Genomic DNA, 18,924 nt, shown 5'->3' with positions numbered 1-18,924 from the left:
AGAGCACCCCGCATGCATGACGACCGCAGCCTGGTCGAAGCCCGCCTCAGGCGCGTCCTCGACGAGCGACTCCGCCCCGCCGTGTACCCCGAGTCCGTGCCGCTGGAGGTGGCGGTGTGGCACGCCCCCGACGAGCCGGTGCCCGTCGCCGAGGGCCTGGCGGCCGAGCCGGAGCCCATCGCCGTGGGCGCCCGCTGGGGTGCTCCCTGGGGCACCAGCTGGTTCCGCGTCACCGGGACCGTCCCCGAGGCGTGGGCCGGGAAGACCGTCGAGGCACTCCTCGACCTCGGCTTCGACGAGAACATGCCCGGTTTCCAGTGCGAGGGCCTGGTCTACCGGCCCGACGGCACCCCGGTGAAGGGCCTCAACCCGCGCAACCAGTGGGTGCGGATCGGCGCGCCCGTCGAGGGCGGCGAGGAGGTGCGCCTGCACGTCGAGGCCGCCTCCAACCCCGTCATCCTCGACTACCACCCCTTCCTGCCCACGCAGTTGGGCGACAAGGAGACCGCGGGCGGCGAACCGCAGTACCGGCTGGCCCGCATGGACCTCGCCGTCCTCGACGAGACGGTGTGGCAGCTGGTGATCGACCTGGAGGTGCTCGGTGAGCTGATGGCCGAGCTGCCGGTGGAGTCGGCACGGCGCTGGGAGATCCTGCGGGCGGTGGAGAAGGCACTGGACGCGCTGGACCTCCAGGACGTGGGCGGCACGGCGGCCCAGGCCCGTTCGCGGCTGGACAGCGCCTTCGAGGCGCCCGCAGTCCCCTCCGCCCACCGCATCAGCGCCGTGGGACACGCCCACATCGACTCGGCGTGGCTGTGGCCCCTGCGCGAGACCGTGCGCAAGGTCGCCCGGACGACCTCCAACATGACCGCGCTTCTCGACGACGAGCCGGAGTTCGTGTTCGCCATGTCCCAGGCCCAGCAGTGGGCCTGGGTCCGCGACCACCGGCCCGAGGTGTGGGCGCGGGTGAAGAAAGCGGTGGCGGACGGGCGGTTCGTGCCGGCCGGAGGCATGTGGGTGGAGTCGGACACCAACATGCCGGGCTCGGAGGCGATGGCCCGTCAGTTCGTGCACGGCAAGCGGTTCTTCCTCGACGAGTTCGGGGTCGAGAACCAGGAGGCGTGGCTGCCCGACACGTTCGGCTTCGCGGCCGGACTGCCCCAGATCATCAAGGCGGCCGGCTCCAAGTGGCTGCTGACCCAGAAGATCTCGTGGTCCCAGACCAACAAGTTCCCCCACCACACCTTCCAGTGGGAGGGCATCGACGGCACCCGGATCTTCACGCACTTCCCGCCCGTCGACACCTACAACTGCTCCATGAAGGGCAGCGAGATCGCCCACGCGGCACGGAACTTCAAGGACAAGGGGGTCGCCCGGCACTCCCTCGCCCCCACCGGCTGGGGCGACGGAGGCGGCGGCACGACCCGCGAGATGGTCGCCAAGGCGGCCCGGCTGCGCGACCTCGAAGGCTCGGCGACCGTGGCCTGGGAGACCCCGAAGGAGTTCTTCACCAAGGCCGAGGCCGAATACCCCGAACCGCCCGTCTGGGTGGGCGAGCTCTACCTCGAACTCCACCGCGCGACCCTCACCAGTCAGGCGAAGACCAAGCAGGGCAACCGCCGCAGCGAACACCTCCTGCGCGAGGCCGAGCTGTGGGCGGCGACGGCGGCCGTACGGACCGGACTGCCTTACCCCTACGAGGAGTTGGACCGGATCTGGAAGACGGTGCTGCTCCACCAGTTCCACGACATCCTGCCGGGGTCGTCGATCGCCTGGGTGCACCGGGAGGCGCGGCGCACGTACGAGCGGCTCGCGGACGAGCTGAACGGCATCATCGACGCGGCCCAGCGCGCCCTGGCGGGGGAGGGGACACGGGAGCTGCTCTTCAACACCGCACCCCATGGCCGTAAAGGAATCGCCGCGGGCGGTGCCGGAACCGCGGTCGTCGAGGGGCGGACGACGGTGACCGAGCGGCCCGGCGGCGGGCACGTCCTGGACAACGGCATCCTGCGGGTCGAGGTCGACGCGCGCGGCCTGGCCGTCTCCGTGTACGACATCGAGGCCGACCGCGAGACGATCGCACCGGGCCGGGCCGGCAACCTCCTCCAACTCCACCCGGACTTCCCGAACATGTGGGACGCGTGGGACGTGGACGAGTTCTACCGCAACACGGTCACGGATCTCACCGATGTGGACGAGCTCGCCCCCCAGGGGCACGGTGTGCGGATCGTGCGGACCTTCGGCGGCTCCCGCGTCACCCAGGTGCTGTCGCTCGGGCCCGGTGAGCGGCGGCTTCTCGTGGACACGGAGGTCGACTGGCACGAGACGGAGAAGTTCCTGAAGCTCGCCTTCCCGTTCGACGTGCACGCCGAACGGTACGCGTCGGAGACGCAGTTCGGGCACCACCACCGGCCCACGCACACCAACACCTCATGGGAGGTGGCGAAGTTCGAGGCCTGCAACCACCGCTTCGTGCACCTGGAGGAACCGGGCTGGGGCGTGGCGATCGTCAACGACTCGACGTACGGGCACGATGTGACCCGTACCGTCCGCACCGACGGCGACCAGGGCACGACCACCACGGTCCGGGTGTCGCTGCTGCGGGCCCCGCGTTTCCCCGACCCCGAGACCGACCAGGGCGTCCACCGCTTCCGGCACGCGCTGGTGCCGGGGGCGGGCATCGGGGACGCGGTACGGGAGGGCTGGCGGATCAATCTGCCGGAGCGGGTCGTACAGGGTGCCGAGGAGGTCGCCCCGCTGGTGACCGTCGACCAGGACGCGGTCGTGGTCACCGCCGTCAAGCTGGCGGACGACGGCAGCGGGGATGTGGTCGTGCGCTTCCACGAGGCACACGGGGGCCGGGCACGGCCCACCCTCACGGCGGGGTTCGAGGTCGCCGGGGTCACGGCGACGGATCTGCTGGAGCGTCCGTCGGCAGATGCCCCCTCGCTGCGGCGTGAGGGGAACGAGGTGTCCTTGCGGCTGCGGCCGTTCGAGCTGGTCACACTGCGGTTCACCAGGGCCTGAGACAGGGGGGCGGGGAGACCCGCCCCCTTCACCTCATGAGCTGATCCTCGCCGCGGCTCACCCCCCGAGCTGCGCCCGCAGCCACTCCTCCACCTCGCCCACATGCGCGGCCGCCGCCGCCCGGGCCGCCTCCGGGTCGTGGGCGATCAGGGCCCGGTGGATGGCGGCATGCTCGCGCCGCGTCCGTTCGAACGCGCCCTCCTCCTGGTAGCCGCGCCACACCCGCGCCCGGAAGGTGCGCGAGGACAGGCCCTCCAGGATGGCCGCCATCGTGTCGTTGCCGGCCGCCACCGCGATCACGCGGTGGAAGGCCAGGTCGTGGGCGAGGATCTCCTCGGGGTCGTCGGTGGCGTTCATCGCCGTGAGGTGTTTCTCGACCTCGGCCAGCTGGTCGGGCGTGATGCGGGCGGCGGCCAGCGCGGTCGCCGTCGACTCGAGGACGCGGCGCACCTCGAGCAGCTCCACCAGGCGCGGGCCCCGGGACAGGTCGGCGACCACGCCGAAGGTCTCCAGCAGGTCACCCGCCTCCAGCTGGGTGACGTAGATGCCCGAGCCGTGCCGGGCCTCCAGCACGCCCATCACCGTCAGCGCCCGGATCGCCTCCCGCATCGAACTGCGGGAGATGCCCAGCTGGACGGCCAGATCACGCTCGGTCGGCAGCCGCTGGCCGGGCTCCAGCCGGCCCTCGCCGATCATCGCCTTGATCTGCTCGATGGCGCGCTGCGTCACGGTTCCCTTCTGCGGGGCTGTCTCGTCCACGCCGTTCCTCCACATCACCGGGTGCGCCGCAGTCTAACCGGCAAGGTGGTCGGACCACTATGGCCGAAAGACCGGAAAATCTGCCGCCGGAGGGTATTGCGAGGGGTGAGTGGTCTGATAAGTATGCGGTCATCTGCTCGAACACGCTCACGCTCGATCATGCTCGACACGCTCAATGAGGAGCCATCAGATGCCTGGCAGAACAGTGGTGGGGAAGCGGAACAGGTTTCGCATCATCGGCGCGGTGGCCGCGGCCGCGAGCGCCTCGCTCGTGCTCGCCGCGTGCGGCAGCACCAAGGACACCGGCAGCACCGGCGCCGAGGGAGGCGACGGGACCGGCAAGGTAGGAGTGATCCTGCCGCTGCTGACCTCGCCGTTCTGGCAGTCGTACAACGACTACGTGCCCAAGATGGCCAAGTCCGAGGGGGTGGACACGCTGAAGACGGTCAACTCCAACAGCGACCCCTCCCAGCAGATCACCGACATCAACAACGAGCTCAACCAGGGCGTGAAGGGATTGGTCGTCGCCCCCCTCGACAGCGCCGCCATCGAGGCCGGCCTCGACCAGGCCGAACGCAAGGGCGTCCCGGTCGTCGCGGTGGACGTGGCCCCCGACAAGGGCAAGGTCGCCATGGTCGTACGGGCGAACAACGTCGCGTACGGCGAGAAGGCCTGCCAGTACCTCGGGGAGCAGATCCCCTCCGGCAAGGTCGTGCAGATCATGGGCGACCTGGCCTCCGTCAACGGCCGCGACCGCTCCGAGGCCTTCCGGGCCTGCGTGAAGAAGAACTTCCCCAAGCTGAAGGTGCTGGAGATCCCCGCCAAGTGGGAGTCCGACGCGGCCGCCTCGCAGCTGGGCACCCTCCTGAACGCCAACCCCGACATCAAGGGCATCTACATGCAGGCCGGCGGCGTCTACCTCGCGCCGACCCTGCAGACCCTCAAGTCCAAGGGCCTGCTGAAGAAGGCCGGGCAGGCGGGCCACATCACCATCGTCTCCAACGACGGCATCCCGCAGGAGTTCGACGCCATCCGCAAGGGCGAGATCGACGCCACCGTCTCCCAGCCCGCCGACCTGTACGCCAAGTACGGCATGTACTACATCAAGGCCGCGATGCAGGGGAAGACCTTCAAGCCCGGCCCGACCGACCATGACTCCACGATCGTCAAGCTGTCCAGCGGCATCCTGGAGGACCAGCTCCCCGCGCCCCTGGTCACCAAGGACAACGTCGACGACCCCAAGCTGTGGGGCAACACGGTCAAATGAGCGCCCCACTCGTTGAAGCCCAGGGGGTCGTCAAACGGTACGGCCCCACGGCCGCCCTCGCGGACGGCCGCCTCACCGTCCTGCCCGGCGAGTCCCATGCCCTCGTCGGCCGCAACGGCGCGGGCAAGTCCACCCTCGTCACGATCCTCACCGGCCTGCAGGCTCCCGACGAGGGAACCGTCCGCTTCGACGGCGAGCCCGCGCCACCCCTCGCCGACCGGGACGCCTGGCGGAGCAAGGTCGCCTGCGTCTACCAGAAGCCCACCGTGGTACCCGAGTTGACGGTCGCCGAGAACCTCTTCATCAACCGGCAGCCCCTGCGGCGCGGGTTCATCAGCTGGCGTGGGCTGAGGACCCGGGCCGCCGAGCTCCTCGACACCTGGGACGTGCGCGTCGACCCGGAGGCGCGCACCGCCGACCTCAAGGTCGAGGACCGCCAAATGGTGGAGATCGCCAGGGCGTTGAGCTTCGGCGCCCGCTTCATCGTTCTCGACGAGCCGACCGCACAGCTCGACAAGCGGGAGATCGAGCGGCTCTTCGGCCGGATGCGCGCACTCCAGGACTCCGGCGTCACCTTCCTGTTCATCTCGCACCACCTCCAGGAGGTGTACGAGGTGTGCCAGACGGTGACGGTTCTCAGGGACGCCCGCTGGATCACCACGGCCCCGGTCGCCGACATGCCCCGGGCCGCCCTGATCGAGGCCATGGCCGGCGAGACCATCGCCGAACAGGCCATACAGCTCAGGGAGGTCGAGGACACCGCCCCGGTCCTCCTCGACGTCCGCGACCTCACCTCCGACGCCTACGAGAACGTCGACCTCACCGTGCGCCGCGGTGAGGTCGTCGGACTCGCCGGCATCAGCGGCAGCGGCAAGATCGAGCTGGCCGAGTCGTTCACGGGACTGCACACCCCGACGAACGGGACGGCCCGGCTCGACGGCAGGCCGCTGCCGTTCGGCGACGTACAGGCGAGCCTCAGGGCGGGAGTCGGCTTCGTCCCGCGTGACCGGCACGCGCAGGGCCTGGTCTTCGGCATGACCATCGGTGACAACGCCACGCTCAGTGTCCTGGACCGGCTCGGCCGCTACGGCTTCGTCGGCACCGACCGCAAGCGCGGCTTCGCCACCGAACTGATCGACCGGCTCGACATCCACACCGAGGGCCCCGACCAGCCCGTCTCCGACCTCTCCGGCGGCAACGCGCAGAAGGTCGTCATGGCCCGCGCCCTCGCCTCCGACCCCCGCCTGCTCGTCCTCATCAACCCCACCGCGGGCGTCGACGTGAAGTCCAAGGAATCCCTGCTCTCCCGCGTGGACACCGCTCGCGAGGACGGCACCGCGGTCCTCGTCGTCTCCGACGAACTCGACGACCTGCGCCGCTGCGACCGCGTCCTCGTCCTCTTCCACGGCCGCGTGGTCGCCGAGCACCCGGCCGGCTGGCGCGACCACGAGCTGATCGCCTCCATCGAAGGAGTGGACCACCATGGCTGACACGCAGGCTCCGCCGGTGAAGCCGGTGAGCGTTCCCAACGTGCGGTCAGCGAGGGCTGTGCTGCTGCGCCGAGCTCGCGAACTCGCTCTCGTTCCAGCGCTGTTGCTGTTGCTCGTACTCGGTGCACTGCTCAACGACGCCTTCTTCACCGAGGCCACCCTGATCTCCATCCTGGCCTCATCCGCGGCGCTGGCGATGGTGGTGCTCGCCGAGTCGCTGGTGCTCATCACCGGCAAGTTCGACCTGTCACTGGAATCGATGGTCGGCATCGCGCCGGCGGTGGCGGCACTTCTGGTACTGCCGGCGGCACAGTCCGGCTGGGGCACGGAGCTCCCCGCTCCCGTAGCCCTGCTGGCCATCCCCCTCGTGGGCGCGGCCATCGGCGCCTTCAACGGCATCCTTGTGGTGAAGGTGAAGCTCAACGCGTTCATCGTCACGCTTGCCATGCTGATCATCCTGCGTGGCCTCCTCGTAGGTGCCACGAAGGGCAAGACCTTGTTCGACATGCCGGATTCGTTCTTCTCGCTGGCCACCACCACCTTCCTGCACATCCCCATGTCGGTCTGGCTCGCCGCCGCCGCTTTCGCCGTTGCCGGCCTGGTGCTCAAGTACCACCGTGTCGGGCGGTCGTTGTACGCGATCGGCGGCAATCTCGAAGCGGCCCGTGCCGCAGGCATCCGCGTCGACCGTGTCCGACTGGGTGTCTACATCGTCGCCGGGGTTCTCGCCTCGATCGGTGGACTCATGTACACCGGCTACGTCGGCGCGATCGGCGCCAACCAGGGCGAGAACATGATCTTCACGGTGTTCGCTGCCGCTGTCATCGGAGGTATCAGCCTCGACGGCGGCCGCGGCACCATGTTCGGGGCGCTGACAGGCGTACTCCTGCTGGGCGTGGTCAAGACCATGCTCACGATGGCCCAGGTGCCGTCCTTCTGGATCGACGCCATCTACGGCGGAATCATCCTGCTCGCACTCATGATCGCCCGAGTGACGACGGGCCGGGCCCAGGACTGACCCCGCCCGCGTCCCCGTCACCTACCGAAAGGCACTCCGTGTCCCCGACGCCCGCCCGCATCACCGCGGTAGACACCTACGACATCCGCTTCCCCACCTCGCGCGAGCTGGACGGCTCCGACGCGATGAATCCGGACCCCGACTACTCGGCGGCCTACGTCGTGCTGCGCACGGACGCGGCCGACGGGCACGAGGGGCACGGGTTCACCTTCACCATCGGGCGGGGCAACGAGGTCCAGGTCGCCGCGATCGAGGCGCTGCGCGGGCATGTGGTCGGACGGTCCGTCGATGAGCTGTGCGCGGACCCGGGGACGTTGAACCGCGACCTGATCGGCGACAGCCAGTTGCGCTGGCTGGGACCCGAGAAGGGCGTGATGCACATGGCGATCGGCGCGGTCGTCAACGCCGTGTGGGACCTGGCCGCCAAACGCGCGGACAAGCCGCTGTGGCGGCTGCTGGCCGAGGGCGACCCCGAGTGGCTGGTCGGCCAGATCGACTTTCGCTACCTCACGGACGCGCTCACCCCGGAGGAGGCGCTGGAGATCCTGCGGCGGGGGCGGGAGGGAGCCGAGGAACGGATCACCGGGCTCCTCGCCACCGGCTACCCCGCGTACACCACGTCCGCGGGCTGGCTCGGCTACGACGACGAGAAGCTCACCCGGCTCGCGGCCGAGGCCGTCGCCGACGGCTTCCGGCAGATCAAGCTCAAGGTCGGCGCGGATCTGGAGGACGACGTACGGCGCTGCCGTGTCGCCCGCCAGGTCGTCGGCCCCGACATCCGCATGGCGATCGACGCCAACCAGCGCTGGGACGTCGACGAGGCGGTCCGCTGGACCAGGGCCCTGGCAGAGTTCGACCCGTACTGGATCGAGGAGCCCACCAGCCCCGACGACATCCTCGGCCACGCGGCGATCCGCAAGGCCGTCGCCCCGGTCAAGGTCGCCACCGGCGAGCATGTGCAGAACCGGGTCGTCTTCAAGCAGCTGCTCCAGGCCGGCGCCCTCGACGTCGTCCAGATCGACGCGGCCCGCGTCGGCGGCGTGAACGAGAACCTCGCCATCCTGCTGCTCGCCGCCAAGTTCGGTGTGCCGGTCTGCCCGCACGCGGGCGGCGTCGGCCTGTGCGAACTCGTCCAGCACCTGTCGATGTTCGACTACGTGGCCGTCACCGGCACCACCGAGGACCGGGTCATCGAGTACGTCGACCATCTGCACGACCACTTCCTCGATCCCGTGGTGATCCGGGAAGGCCACTACACGGCACCCGTCGCGCCGGGGTTCTCGGCCGCCATGCGCCCCGAGTCCATCGCGCGGTACACGTTCCCCGGCGGCGCCTTCTGGGCAGAAGACCTCGCCAACGACACACAGAAGAAGGGGCAGGCGGCATGAGTGACTTCGAGGGTCTCAAGGCCTTGGTGACCGGTGGCGCCTCCGGCATCGGCCGGGCCACCGCGGAACTCCTCGCCGCGCGAGGCGCCCAGGTCGCCGTCCTCGACCTGGACCCCTCCTCGGTCGAGAAGCCGCTGCTCGCCTACCGCGCCGACGTCACCGACGACGCCTCCGTCCGCGAGGCCGTGGCCGCCGCCGTGGCCGACCTCGGCGGACTCGACGTCGTGGTCAACAACGCGGGCATCGGCGCCCAGGGCACCGTGGCGGACAACGACGACGACGAATGGCACCGCGTCCTCGACGTCAACGTCGTCGGCATGGTCCGGGTCGCCCGCGCCGCCCTGCCCCACCTGCGCGCGTCCGCGCACGCGGCAATCGTGAACACGTCCTCCATCGCGGCCACCGCGGGCCTTCCGCAGCGGGCGCTGTACAGCGCGACCAAGGGGGCGGTGTACTCCCTGACCCTCGCCATGGCCGCCGACCACGTCCGCGAGGGCATCCGCGTGAACTGCGTCAACCCCGGCACGGCGGACACCCCGTGGATCGGGCGGCTGCTCGCCAAGGCCCCCGACCCGGCCGCCGAACGTGCCGCCCTGGAGGCCCGCCAGCCCACCGGCCGGCTCGTCTCGGCAGATGAGGTCGCGGGCGCCATCGCCTACTTGGCGAGCCCGCTCTCCGGCGCCACCACCGGCACCTCTCTCGCCGTCGACGGTGGTATGCAGGGGCTGCGCCTGCGGCCGGTGGGCCAGTGAACACCCTCGGTACGAGCGGTGTGCGGGTCAGCGGACTGGGCTTCGGCGCCGCCGTCATCGGCAACCTCTTCACCGAGGTCGGCGACGAACAGGCGCACGAGGCGGTCACCGTCGCCTGGCAGAGCGGCATCCGCTACTTCGACACCGCCCCGCACTACGGTCTCGGACTGTCGGAACGCCGGCTGGGGGAGGCACTGCGCGAGCATCCGCGCGCGGAGTACACGCTCTCCACGAAGGTGGGCCGCCGCCTGGAGCCGTCCGAGGACGGCGGCGACGACCTCGCCGACGGCTTCGCGGTCCCCGCCACCCACCGCCGGGTCTGGGACTTCAGCGCCGACGGCGTACGACGCACCCTCGAGTCGAGCCTCGAACGGCTCGGCCTCGACCACGTGGACGTCGTCTACCTCCACGACCCCGACGACCACGCCGAAGAGGCCTTCCGCGAGGGCTACCCGGCCCTGGAGAAGCTCCGCTCCGAGGGTGTCGTCGGGGCGATCGGCGCCGGCATGAACCAGGCCGAGATGCTGACCCGCTTCGTCCGCGAGACCGACGTCGACGTGGTGCTGTGCGCCGGCCGCTACACCCTGCTCGACCAGAGCGCGCTCACCGAGCTGCTTCCCGCCGCCGTGGCACGGGGCGTCTCCGTGGTGATCGGCGGCGCCTTCAACTCCGGGCTGCTGGCCGATCCGCGGCCGGGAGCGACGTACAACTACGCGCAGGCATCCGGGGACGTGCTGGACCGGGCCCTGCGCATGCGGGAGGCCGCCGAGCGGCACGGCATCAGCCTGCGGGCCGCCGCCCTCGCCTTCTGCGCCGCCCACCCGGCCGTCGCGAGCGTCCTGGTGGGCGCCCGTTCGGCGGCCGAAGTCCAGGATGCCGCCGACCAGTTCGCGATCCCGGTGCCCCCTGCCTTCTGGCAGGAACTGCGCGACACCGGTCTCCTGACCACCGAGGAGCCGTCATGAGAGTCGCCCTGCACACCAAGGTCCGCGCGGACCGCATCGACGAGTACGAGGCCGCGCACCGCGAGGTCCCCGTCGAACTCACCGACGCGATCCGCGCCGCCGGGGCCCGCACCTGGACGATCTGGCGCAGCGGCACCGACCTCTTCCACGTCCTGGAGTGCGAGGACTACGGCCGCCTCCTCGCCGAGCTGGAGAAGCTCCCGGTGAACGTCACCTGGCAGGCCCGCATGGCCGAACTCCTCGACGTGGCGCACGACTACTCCGACGAGGGCGCCGACGCCGGCCTGCCCGTCGTGTGGGAGCTGCCGTGACGGTGGTGGACGCGCACCACCACGTGTGGGACCTGTCGGTGCGGGACCAGGACTGGATCGCCCCGGACAGCCCGCTGCGACGGAACTTCACGATCGAGGACCTCGCCCCCGAGGCCCGCGCGGCGGGCGTCGAACGCACGGTCCTCGTCCAGACGATCACCGTGCCCGAGGAGACCCCGGAGTTCCTGGCCCTCGCGGCCGCGCACGACGTGATCGCGGGGGTCGTCGGCTGGACCGACCTGACCCGTCCCGACGTCGCCGACGAGTTGGCACGTCTGCGCGAACTCCCCGGCGGGACCTTCCTCAAGGGCATCCGCCACCAGGTCCAGGGCGAGCCGGATCCCGAGTGGCTGCTGCGGCCGGACGTACGCCGAGGCCTGACCGCGGTGGCCGCGGCGGGTCTGGTGTACGACCTGGTCGTCCTGCCCCACCAACTGGCCGCCTGCGCCAAGGCGGCCGAGTCGTTGCCACAACTCACCTTCGTCCTCGACCACTTGGGCAAGCCGTCCATCGTCTCCGGCGCCCTGGAACCCTGGGCCGCCGACGTCCGTGCCCTCGCCGCCCTGCCCAACACCGTCTGCAAACTCTCCGGCATGATCACCGAGGCGGACCTCGACTCCTGGACGATCGACGACCTGCGCCCGTACGCCGACACGGTCCTGGACGCCTTCGGCCCGGACCGTCTCATGTTCGGCTCGGACTGGCCGGTGTGCACACTGGGAGCCACCTACGGGGAAGCGCTCGACACCGCACGCCGCCTGACACCCGTGTCCGCCCACCACCAGATCTTCGGCGCCACGGCCACCCGCGTCTACGGACTCGGCGACCCGGGCTAGGGACTCACGACCTCCGCCAGCCGCGTGGGCGGCAGGAACTCCCGCACATACGTCCGCTCCCAGCACGCCCCCGTCTCCCTCAGCTCCCGCCACGTCGTGTACCGGTACCGGAAGAGGCGGGCGCGGACATGGCGGGGCGGATCGTCCGGCGGGAACGGTGAGCGGCGCAGCAGCCTCAGGGTGGCGGGGTCGTTCTCCAGGAGCCGTTCGACCATGGTGCCGAACCATGCCTGGGCGTACGCCGGGGACAGCGCGGCGAACCACATCATCCAGTCCAGGCGCAGATGGTAGGGCGCGAACTGGCGCGGCCAGCGCCGTGGATCGCCGGGCTTGCCCTTGAACTCGTACTCCTTCCACTCGGAGTCCCGGCGCGGTACGTCGTCCGCCGTACCCTCGACCACCACCTCGTAGCGGACCCGGCTGACGCTGCCGAACGCGCCGTAGGTGTTGACCAGATGGAGCGGGTCGAAGGAGCGGTTCATGATCTGGCTCCGGGAGATCATGTTGCGGACCGGGTGGTAGCTCAGGCCCAGGAGCAGCGCGGCGACGGCGAGGACCACCACCTCGTACCAGAGCGGAGTGGCGGGCAGGTCGGGTGCCTCGCCACCGAGGTCCAGCGCCGGCACCGCGAGCACGATCGTGATCCAGTTCAGCCAGGCGAAGTTGCCCGAGAGCACCAGCCACAGCTGGGTCGCGATCATCAGGGACGCGGCCGCCGTGGCGATCGGCTGAGGGGTGAACAGCAGGAAGGGCACCACGAGTTGCGTGACGTGGTTCGCGGCCACCTCCACCCGGTGCAGCGGCCGGGGCAGATGGTGGAAGAACCAGCTCAGCGGCCCCGGCATCGGCTGGGTCTCGTGATGGTGGTCGAGGCAGGTGAGCTTGCGCCAGCAGGCGTCGCCGCGCATCTTGATGAGCCCCGCGCCGAACTCGACCCGGAACAGGATCCAGCGCAGGAGGAACAGCACCAGGACCGGCGGGGCCACGTCGTCGTTGCCGAGGAACACCGCGAGGAAGCCGACCTCCAGCAGCAGGGACTCCCAGCCGAAGCCGTACCAGGTCTGGCCCACGTTGACGATCGACAGATACAGCAGCCACGGCACCAGCCACAGCAGCATCCCGCCCCACAGCGGCAGCCGGGAGTCGAGGCCCGCCGCCAGCGCGACCGCCACCGCGCAGCCCGTCCCCGCGCAGAGAGCGAAGAACCGGTCCGAGTAGTGGAGTTGAAAGAGACTCGGCGCCCTCCGGAAGGGCACGCGGGCGACGAAACGCGGGATCGGCAGCATCCCGCGCTCCCCGAGCAGCGCCCGGAACTGCAGGGCCGCCGCCAGGAACGCGACGAAGTACAGCCCGGCCAGAGCCCGCTGGAAGACCAGCCGGCTCAGCCAGTAGTCGGGTGCGGTGAACCAGTTCACGGCCGTCTTCTCCTGCCTCCATTGTCCCGCCGAACCCTGCGTGACTCTCCGTGTACCTTCTCTCCGCTTGCGTAACCCACGTGAGCGAAGCAGACAATAGTGGCGAACTGCCCGGTATGGACGGGAGAACGTGGTGCGGACACCGAACCGGACCCTCGTCACGGCCTGCACGCTCGCGGCGGCACTCCTCGTAGCCGGATGCGGCGGAGACGGCGACGAGGGCAACGCCGAGGCGAACGGCGAGCTCTTCCTCCAGCCGGCGGCGGCTCAGGGCCCGAGCCCCTTCACCCGCTCCTCGGTGACCTCGGTGACCGTACCCTCGCCCGTCACCCGACCGCCCCAGCGGGCCTCGACCGCCCCGCGGACCGTCTCCGGCGCGATGCCCGGCCTTTACGGCGGCACCGAGCGGGTGGCCGGCTGTGACGTGGTGCGGCAGATCGACGACCTGACCGCCGACCGGTCCAGGGAGCGGGCGTTCGCTCGAGTGGTGGGCGTCTCGCCGGCCGCGGTGCCCGACTTCCTGCGCGGGCTCGCCCCGGTGGTGCTGCGGGCCGACACCCTGGTCACCGACCACGGCTATCGCGCCGGCCGGGTGAGCGGCTTCCAGGCCGTCCTCCAGGCGGGCACCGCCGTCCTCGTCGACGACCGTGGCGTCCCACGCGTCCGATGCGCCTGCGGCAATCCTTTGACGCCGCCGGTGGTGATGCGGGGCGGCGCGGTCGTGGACGGGCGGCCCTGGCCCGGATACCGGCCCGCCCGGGTGGTCGTGGTGGCCCCCAGTGAGCGGTTCCTCACCAACGTCACGATCATCGACCTCGTCGACAACACCTGGATCGAACGGCTGATCGGCTACGACTGCCGGCACGACCATGTCGTACCTCCGCCGCGGCCGGAACCGCCGGCTCCCACGTCGGCTCCCGCGACGCCCCTCGGCCCGCGCCCGGACGAGACGGCGTCCCCGGAGATCTCACCCAGCGCCGCGAGCGACTGCGCCACCCCCACCGGCACACCCGGCGTCGGCGCGACCAAGGAGCCGTACGACGGGAACTGCCCCACGGCCACCCCGCCGCCCACGACCGGGCCCGGTATCCCCGCGATACCGCCGGACGGCGGCCGTACGACCGTCCCCGTGGAGCCCGATACCGGGATCGGCCCCGAGGCCGTCCCGGACACCCCCGATCTCCCCGACGGCGGCGGGCTGATCCCCGACGATCCGTCGGGGCCGGCCGGCACGGACACCGTCCTCGCCGGACCCGCCGACGCCTTCGGTGTCTGACGGCTTCGGAGCGCCCGTGCCTCCGGGTCGAAGAATCGGACAAATCCTGGCAAGGTGGCCCCATGGTTGATCGGGGAGCGAGCGCCCTGTCACTCCCGGACGACTGGCCCGCCCACCCGGATCCGATCCTGGCGCTCAACCGTATGGGCAGCTTCGACTGGGACCTGGACAGCGGTCTGTTCCATATGGACGCCCAGGCCCACGAGGTCTTCGACCTGCGCCCCGACGAGTTCGACGACGACCCCGTGAGCCTCGCCGGCCGGGTGCCGACGGCCGAGGCCCACCGGCTGGACGCCCTGGTCGCCCAGGCGATCAAGGACGGCAGCGAGAACTACGGCACCTACTTCCGCCTGCGGTGCCGCGACGGCAGCCTGCGCTGGACCCACACGCAGGGCTACATCCGTCGCGACGAGACGGGCCGCCCGCGGCGGATCATCGGCATCGTCCGCGACGCCACCCAGGAGATGGGCGAGCTGGAGGCCCGCCGGGAGCAGGCCGCACAGGACGAGGCCAGGCGCCGGCAGACCAACGTCGTCCAGCTCACCACGGCCGCTCTCGCCCACGCCCGGACCGTCCAGGACGTCATCGACGTCCTCAAGGACACCCACGGCCTCACCCACCTCGGCGCCACCAGCCTGGTCATGGGCCTGGTCGAGGCCGGCCGGATCCGGCTGATCGCCGAGGGCCCCGCGGGCAGCTTCGTGCCCGGCACCGACATCACCCGGATCGACGAGCCGTACCCGATGAGCGAGGCCGTGCGCACGCTCACCCCGCGCTTCATCGAGTCGCCGGAGGAGTTCGCCGATCGCTACCCGATCCTGTGGCCGCACATCACCGGCCTCAACATCACCTCCGCCGCCTACCTCCCGCTGATCGCCGAGGCCCGTCCGATCGGTGCGATGGGTCTGCTGTACAGCGACCGGTACGGCTTCACCCCCGAGGACCGCAACGTCCTGATCGCCCTCTGCAGCAGCATCGCCCAGAGCCTCCAGCGGGCCATGCTGTACGAACAGGAGAAGGACCTCGCCACCGGGCTCCAGCAGGCGATGCTGCCGCGCACCATCCCGAGCGTCCCCGGCGTCGATGTCGCCGTCCGCTACCGGGCGGCCAGCGCCGAGGGGTCGCTGGCCCGGGACATCGGCGGCGACTGGTACGACCTGATCCCGCTGCCCGGCGGCCGCGTCGGCGCCGTCATCGGAGACGTCCAGGGCCATGACACCCACGCCGCCGCCGTCATGGGCCAGCTGCGGATCGTCCTCCGGGCCTACGCGGCCGAGGGACACACCCCCGCCACCGTCATGGCCCGCGCCTCCGTGTTCCTCCACGAGCTCGACACCGACCGCTTCGCGACCTGCCTGTACGCGGAGGCCGACCTGTCCACCGGAGTCGTCCAGGTGGTCCGGGCGGGCCACATCGACCCGCTGGTCCGGCAGGCCGGGGGCAACTGCCGCCGGGTGAGCGTGGACGGAGGACTGCCGCTCGGGCTGTCCGCCGAGTTCGGGCAGCTCGACTATCCCGTGGCCACCCTGGAACTCGACCCCGGGGACACCCTGCTGCTGTGCACCGACGGGCTGGTCGAGGAGCCCGGCACCGACCTCGACGACGGCATGCGGACCCTCACGACCCTCATCACGGGTGGCCCCACCGACGTGTGGGAGCTGGCCGACCTGCTCATCGACGTGGCCGAGGAACGCGCCGGCGACGACGACGTGGCGCTGCTCCTGCTGCTCCGCCGCGGCCTGGACGCCCAGCAGCCCGGCGGCCGCCTCCAGCAGCACGTGGCGCCCGGCGACCCCGAGGCCCTCACCCAGGCCCGGCACATGATCCGGGCCGCGGTCGGCGCCTGGGGCGCGCGGGAGCGCTCCGACGAGATCGAACTGGTCGCCGACGAGCTGATCACCAACGCCCTGATGCACACCGAGGGCGCCGCGATCGTCACCCTCAGGGTCCTGACCGGTTCCGACCAGCGGATGCGCGTCGAGGTCGAGGACTCCTCCAGCGCCCTGCCACGCCGCCGGGAGGCGGGCGAGTCGGGGGTGTCGGGCCGAGGCCTGCTCCTGGTCGACCTGCTGAGCGATGTCTGGGGCGTGGAGGCGCGGGGCGGCGGGAAGTGCGTGTGGTGCGAGTTCGTCGTACGGGAGCGGACCTGACCTGACCACAGCGGCCCCCGGTGGCACTCTGGACGTATGCCCGAACTCCCCGAGGTGGAAGCGCTCAAGGACTTCCTGACCGAGAACCTGGTCGGCCACGAGATCGTGCGCGCACTGCCGGTGGCCATCAGCGTCCTGAAGACGTACGACCCTCCGCTCACCGCCGTCGAGGGCCGCGAGGTGGTCGCCGTGCACCGCCACGGCAAGTTCCTCGACCTCGAGACGGACGGCGGCCCGCACTTCGTCACCCACCTGGCCCGCGCGGGCTGGCTGCACTGGAAGGACCGCCTCCCCGACGGCCCGCCCCGCCCCGGCAAGGGCCCCCTCGCCCTGCGCGTGGCCCTGGAGACCGGCGCGGGCTTCGACCTCACGGAGGCGGGCACCCAGAAGCGCCTGGCGGTGTACGTGGTGGCCGACCCGCACGAGGTCCCCGGCATCGCCCGCCTGGGCCCGGACCCGTTGGCCGAGGAGTTCGACGGGGCGAGCTTCGCGGCCCTGCTGAACGGCGAACGCCGGCAGCTGAAGGGCGCCCTGCGCGACCAGACGCTCATCGCCGGCGTGGGCAACGCCTACAGCGACGAGATCCTGCACGCGGCGAGAATGTCCCCCTTCAAGCTGGCCGCCTCCCTGACCCCCGAGGAGACGGAGGCCCTCTACCGGGCCCTGCGCACGACTCTCACCGAAGCGGTGGAACGCTCAAGAGGGGTGGCGGCGGGCCGCCTGAAGTCGGAGAAGAAGTCCGGCCTCCGCGTCCACGGCCGCACCGGTCAGCCCTGCCCGGTCTGCGGCGACACCATCCGGGAGGTCTCCTTCAGCGACTCCTCCCTCCAGTACTGCCCCACCTGCCAGACGGGCGGCAAACCGCTGGCGGACCGGAGGTTGTCGAGACTGCTCAAGTGATCCGACGTGCTCAGCCGGGATCCAGCGTCACCAGATGCTCCCCGCCCGACGTCCTGACCTCGTAGTGGTCGATCTGGTCGGCGTGGAAGGTGGAGCTGCCCATCATGGTGTTGTCGTCGGTGGCGTGCCCGGTGGCGTTCCAGCCGGTGACGGTCTCCTCCTTGCCGTCGCGGCTGATCGCGACGAGGTGACAGGCGCGGGGGCCGGACTCGTCCTTGACCTTGAGCTCCACCTGGGTGCCCCAGTCCTCGTCCTCGGTGGTGACCTGGGCCCACACGCCGGACCGGACGTCGGTGGCCTCGACACTGGTGGTCCCGCCCGGGTCGCCGCCCGCCGTCAGCGCGAGGGTGGAACCGCCCACCGCCAGGACCACCGAGGCGGCGACGGCGTACAACAGCCGCCTGCGGCGCGCCCGGTGGCGCGTCGCGACCTCGCCGAGGAGGCGGTTGAGGAGCTGGGGGCCGGGCTGCGCCATCGGGTGCACGACGCGCGGAGTCGCCCGGCGGTAGAGCATCATCTGGCGGGTCACAGGACCGAACTCGGTCACGTGTGCCGCGCACTTGGGGCACTCCATGAGGTGGTCCTCGAAGCGGAAGGCCTCCGCCTCATCCAGCACGCCGAGCGCGTACGCGCCGACGTCGCGATGCCTCTCCAAGGACCTCATGCGGAAACCTCGTGCCGTTGAGTGTGGGTGGGGTTACTGGTTGCTCCCACCGGTACGCACCAGCCCGCCGAATCACTCAAGGCATACACAGAATCGTGACCAAGGGATTCGGAGCGGTCGGCCCCGCGGATTGGTCCGAATCGAAAGGAATCTAGAACAGGTGGATGGCGAGGTGACCGAGGGGCAGACCGAGCTGCCACGCCGGTGTCCACACCTTCGGACCCTCGTCCTCACCAACCCCCGCCCCGCCGCCCGGCACGGCGTTCAGATCGGGCGCGAGCAGCTCCGTCTCCTCCAGCCAGCGCCAGGCCGCCGCCGCGAGTTCGAGGTCCGGCGAGGGCTCGCCGGTGGCCACCGCCTCGGCGGTCAGCGCGGCCATCCGCTCGCACACCCAGTCCTGCCACGGCTGGTCGTACGCCGTCAGTGACAGCCAGTTCTCCAGCTGGGAGACGACCTGGATGCCGGAAAGCTCTCCCTCGGTGTCGGCGAGGAAGACGGTCAGCGCCAGCGCGTCCCGCCCGGCACGGAACTCGAAGGACGTCGGCGGCATCAGATCGCCGGAACGCAGTAGCTCGTCGGCGATGTACTCGGCGTACAACCAGGCCATGGGGACGAAGAGTTCGCCCCCGCCGGTGCCGTCCGTGCTCTCTTGACCTCTGTGCAGCATCCCTTCCTGCCTTCCTCCGGTGCGTGCGCGTCAGCCCGT

16 protein-coding genes are annotated in these 18,924 nt (G+C 70.9%); 12 read left to right on the top strand and 4 right to left on the bottom strand.

Features of this window, described 5'->3' with window-relative positions:
- The first annotated feature begins 12 nt into the window (after positions 1 to 12).
- Positions 13 to 3,027, top strand: a complete 3,015-nt coding sequence (locus AQJ46_RS41040; RefSeq protein ID WP_059210429.1) for an alpha-mannosidase — start codon at positions 13 to 15, stop codon at positions 3,025 to 3,027.
- Between the two features lie 57 nt (positions 3,028 to 3,084).
- Here AQJ46_RS41040 and AQJ46_RS41035 read toward each other — a convergent pair whose 3' ends face one another.
- Positions 3,085 to 3,786 (bottom strand): FadR/GntR family transcriptional regulator, encoded by a 702-nt coding sequence (locus tag AQJ46_RS41035; RefSeq protein WP_059210428.1) that lies wholly within the window; start codon positions 3,784 to 3,786, stop codon positions 3,085 to 3,087.
- A 190-nt stretch (positions 3,787 to 3,976) separates the two neighbouring features.
- Here AQJ46_RS41035 and AQJ46_RS41030 point away from each other — a divergent pair, with 190 nt between their 5' ends.
- The 8 genes from AQJ46_RS41030 to AQJ46_RS40995 are packed head-to-tail and all read left to right on the top strand — an operon-like array spanning position 3,977 to position 11,813.
- Entirely contained in the window at positions 3,977 to 5,053 is a 1,077-nt protein-coding gene (locus tag AQJ46_RS41030) for a sugar ABC transporter substrate-binding protein (RefSeq protein WP_059210427.1), read from the top strand.
- Positions 5,050 to 6,543, top strand: a complete 1,494-nt coding sequence (locus AQJ46_RS41025; RefSeq protein WP_059210426.1) for a sugar ABC transporter ATP-binding protein — start codon at positions 5,050 to 5,052, stop codon at positions 6,541 to 6,543. Before AQJ46_RS41030 ends, AQJ46_RS41025 begins: the two co-directional genes overlap by 4 nt.
- Complete coding sequence (locus AQJ46_RS41020) at positions 6,536 to 7,561, top strand: ABC transporter permease (RefSeq protein ID WP_059210425.1); 1,026 nt, start codon at positions 6,536 to 6,538, stop codon at positions 7,559 to 7,561. The genes AQJ46_RS41025 and AQJ46_RS41020 overlap by 8 nt, the downstream gene beginning before the upstream one ends.
- Positions 7,562 to 7,599: 38 nt before the next feature.
- A complete protein-coding gene (locus AQJ46_RS41015; protein ID WP_059210424.1) occupies positions 7,600 to 8,949 on the top strand; it encodes an L-fuconate dehydratase in 1,350 nt (449 codons plus the stop codon).
- Positions 8,946 to 9,701 carry an SDR family NAD(P)-dependent oxidoreductase gene (locus AQJ46_RS41010; RefSeq protein WP_059210423.1) on the top strand — a complete coding sequence of 252 codons (756 nt, stop codon included), beginning with the start codon at positions 8,946 to 8,948 and terminating at the stop codon, positions 9,699 to 9,701. Before AQJ46_RS41015 ends, AQJ46_RS41010 begins: the two co-directional genes overlap by 4 nt.
- Positions 9,698 to 10,666 carry an aldo/keto reductase gene (locus tag AQJ46_RS41005; RefSeq protein WP_059210422.1) on the top strand — a complete coding sequence of 323 codons (969 nt, stop codon included), beginning with the start codon at positions 9,698 to 9,700 and terminating at the stop codon, positions 10,664 to 10,666. The genes AQJ46_RS41010 and AQJ46_RS41005 overlap by 4 nt, the downstream gene beginning before the upstream one ends.
- Positions 10,663 to 10,977 carry an L-rhamnose mutarotase gene (locus tag AQJ46_RS41000; RefSeq protein WP_059210421.1) on the top strand — a complete coding sequence of 105 codons (315 nt, stop codon included), beginning with the start codon at positions 10,663 to 10,665 and terminating at the stop codon, positions 10,975 to 10,977. Before AQJ46_RS41005 ends, AQJ46_RS41000 begins: the two co-directional genes overlap by 4 nt.
- Positions 10,974 to 11,813, top strand: a complete 840-nt coding sequence (locus AQJ46_RS40995) for an amidohydrolase family protein (RefSeq protein WP_059210420.1) — start codon at positions 10,974 to 10,976, stop codon at positions 11,811 to 11,813. The genes AQJ46_RS41000 and AQJ46_RS40995 overlap by 4 nt, the downstream gene beginning before the upstream one ends.
- Here AQJ46_RS40995 and AQJ46_RS40990 read toward each other — a convergent pair.
- Positions 11,810 to 13,228 (bottom strand): lipase maturation factor family protein, encoded by a 1,419-nt coding sequence (locus tag AQJ46_RS40990; RefSeq protein WP_059210419.1) that lies wholly within the window; start codon positions 13,226 to 13,228, stop codon positions 11,810 to 11,812. The genes AQJ46_RS40995 and AQJ46_RS40990 overlap by 4 nt on opposite strands.
- A gap of 133 nt (positions 13,229 to 13,361) precedes the next feature.
- Between AQJ46_RS40990 and AQJ46_RS40985 the strand changes: the two genes are divergently transcribed.
- The 3 genes from AQJ46_RS40985 to AQJ46_RS40975 all read left to right on the top strand — a co-directional run bounded on the left by AQJ46_RS40985 (position 13,362) and on the right by AQJ46_RS40975 (position 17,554).
- Complete coding sequence (locus AQJ46_RS40985; RefSeq protein WP_059210541.1) at positions 13,362 to 14,504, top strand: DUF6777 domain-containing protein; 1,143 nt, start codon at positions 13,362 to 13,364, stop codon at positions 14,502 to 14,504.
- Between the two features lie 62 nt (positions 14,505 to 14,566).
- Entirely contained in the window at positions 14,567 to 16,654 is a 2,088-nt protein-coding gene (locus AQJ46_RS40980; protein ID WP_059210418.1) for a SpoIIE family protein phosphatase, read from the top strand.
- A gap of 36 nt (positions 16,655 to 16,690) precedes the next feature.
- The gene (locus AQJ46_RS40975; RefSeq protein ID WP_059210417.1) at positions 16,691 to 17,554 is read left to right on the top strand and encodes an Fpg/Nei family DNA glycosylase; all 864 of its coding nucleotides are present in this window, start codon (positions 16,691 to 16,693) and stop codon (positions 17,552 to 17,554) included.
- A gap of 10 nt (positions 17,555 to 17,564) precedes the next feature.
- Here the strand turns inward: AQJ46_RS40975 and AQJ46_RS40970 are convergent, their stop codons facing one another.
- Together AQJ46_RS40970 and AQJ46_RS40965 are read right to left on the bottom strand one after the other, a co-directional pair.
- Positions 17,565 to 18,218 carry a zf-HC2 domain-containing protein gene (locus AQJ46_RS40970; protein ID WP_059210416.1) on the bottom strand — a complete coding sequence of 218 codons (654 nt, stop codon included), beginning with the start codon at positions 18,216 to 18,218 and terminating at the stop codon, positions 17,565 to 17,567.
- 151 nt (positions 18,219 to 18,369) lie between these two features.
- Positions 18,370 to 18,885: a hypothetical protein gene (locus tag AQJ46_RS40965; protein WP_057617981.1), complete on the bottom strand. Its 516-nt coding sequence runs from the start codon at positions 18,883 to 18,885 to the stop codon at positions 18,370 to 18,372.
- Positions 18,886 to 18,924: the final 39 nt, after the last annotated feature.

This window comes from Streptomyces canus (assembly GCF_001514145.1).
Taxonomy (GTDB): Bacteria; Actinomycetota; Actinomycetes; order Streptomycetales; family Streptomycetaceae; genus Streptomyces; species Streptomyces canus.
Note: the sequence above shows the minus strand (reverse complement) of the source record. Positions and strands in the feature narration are given on the sequence as shown.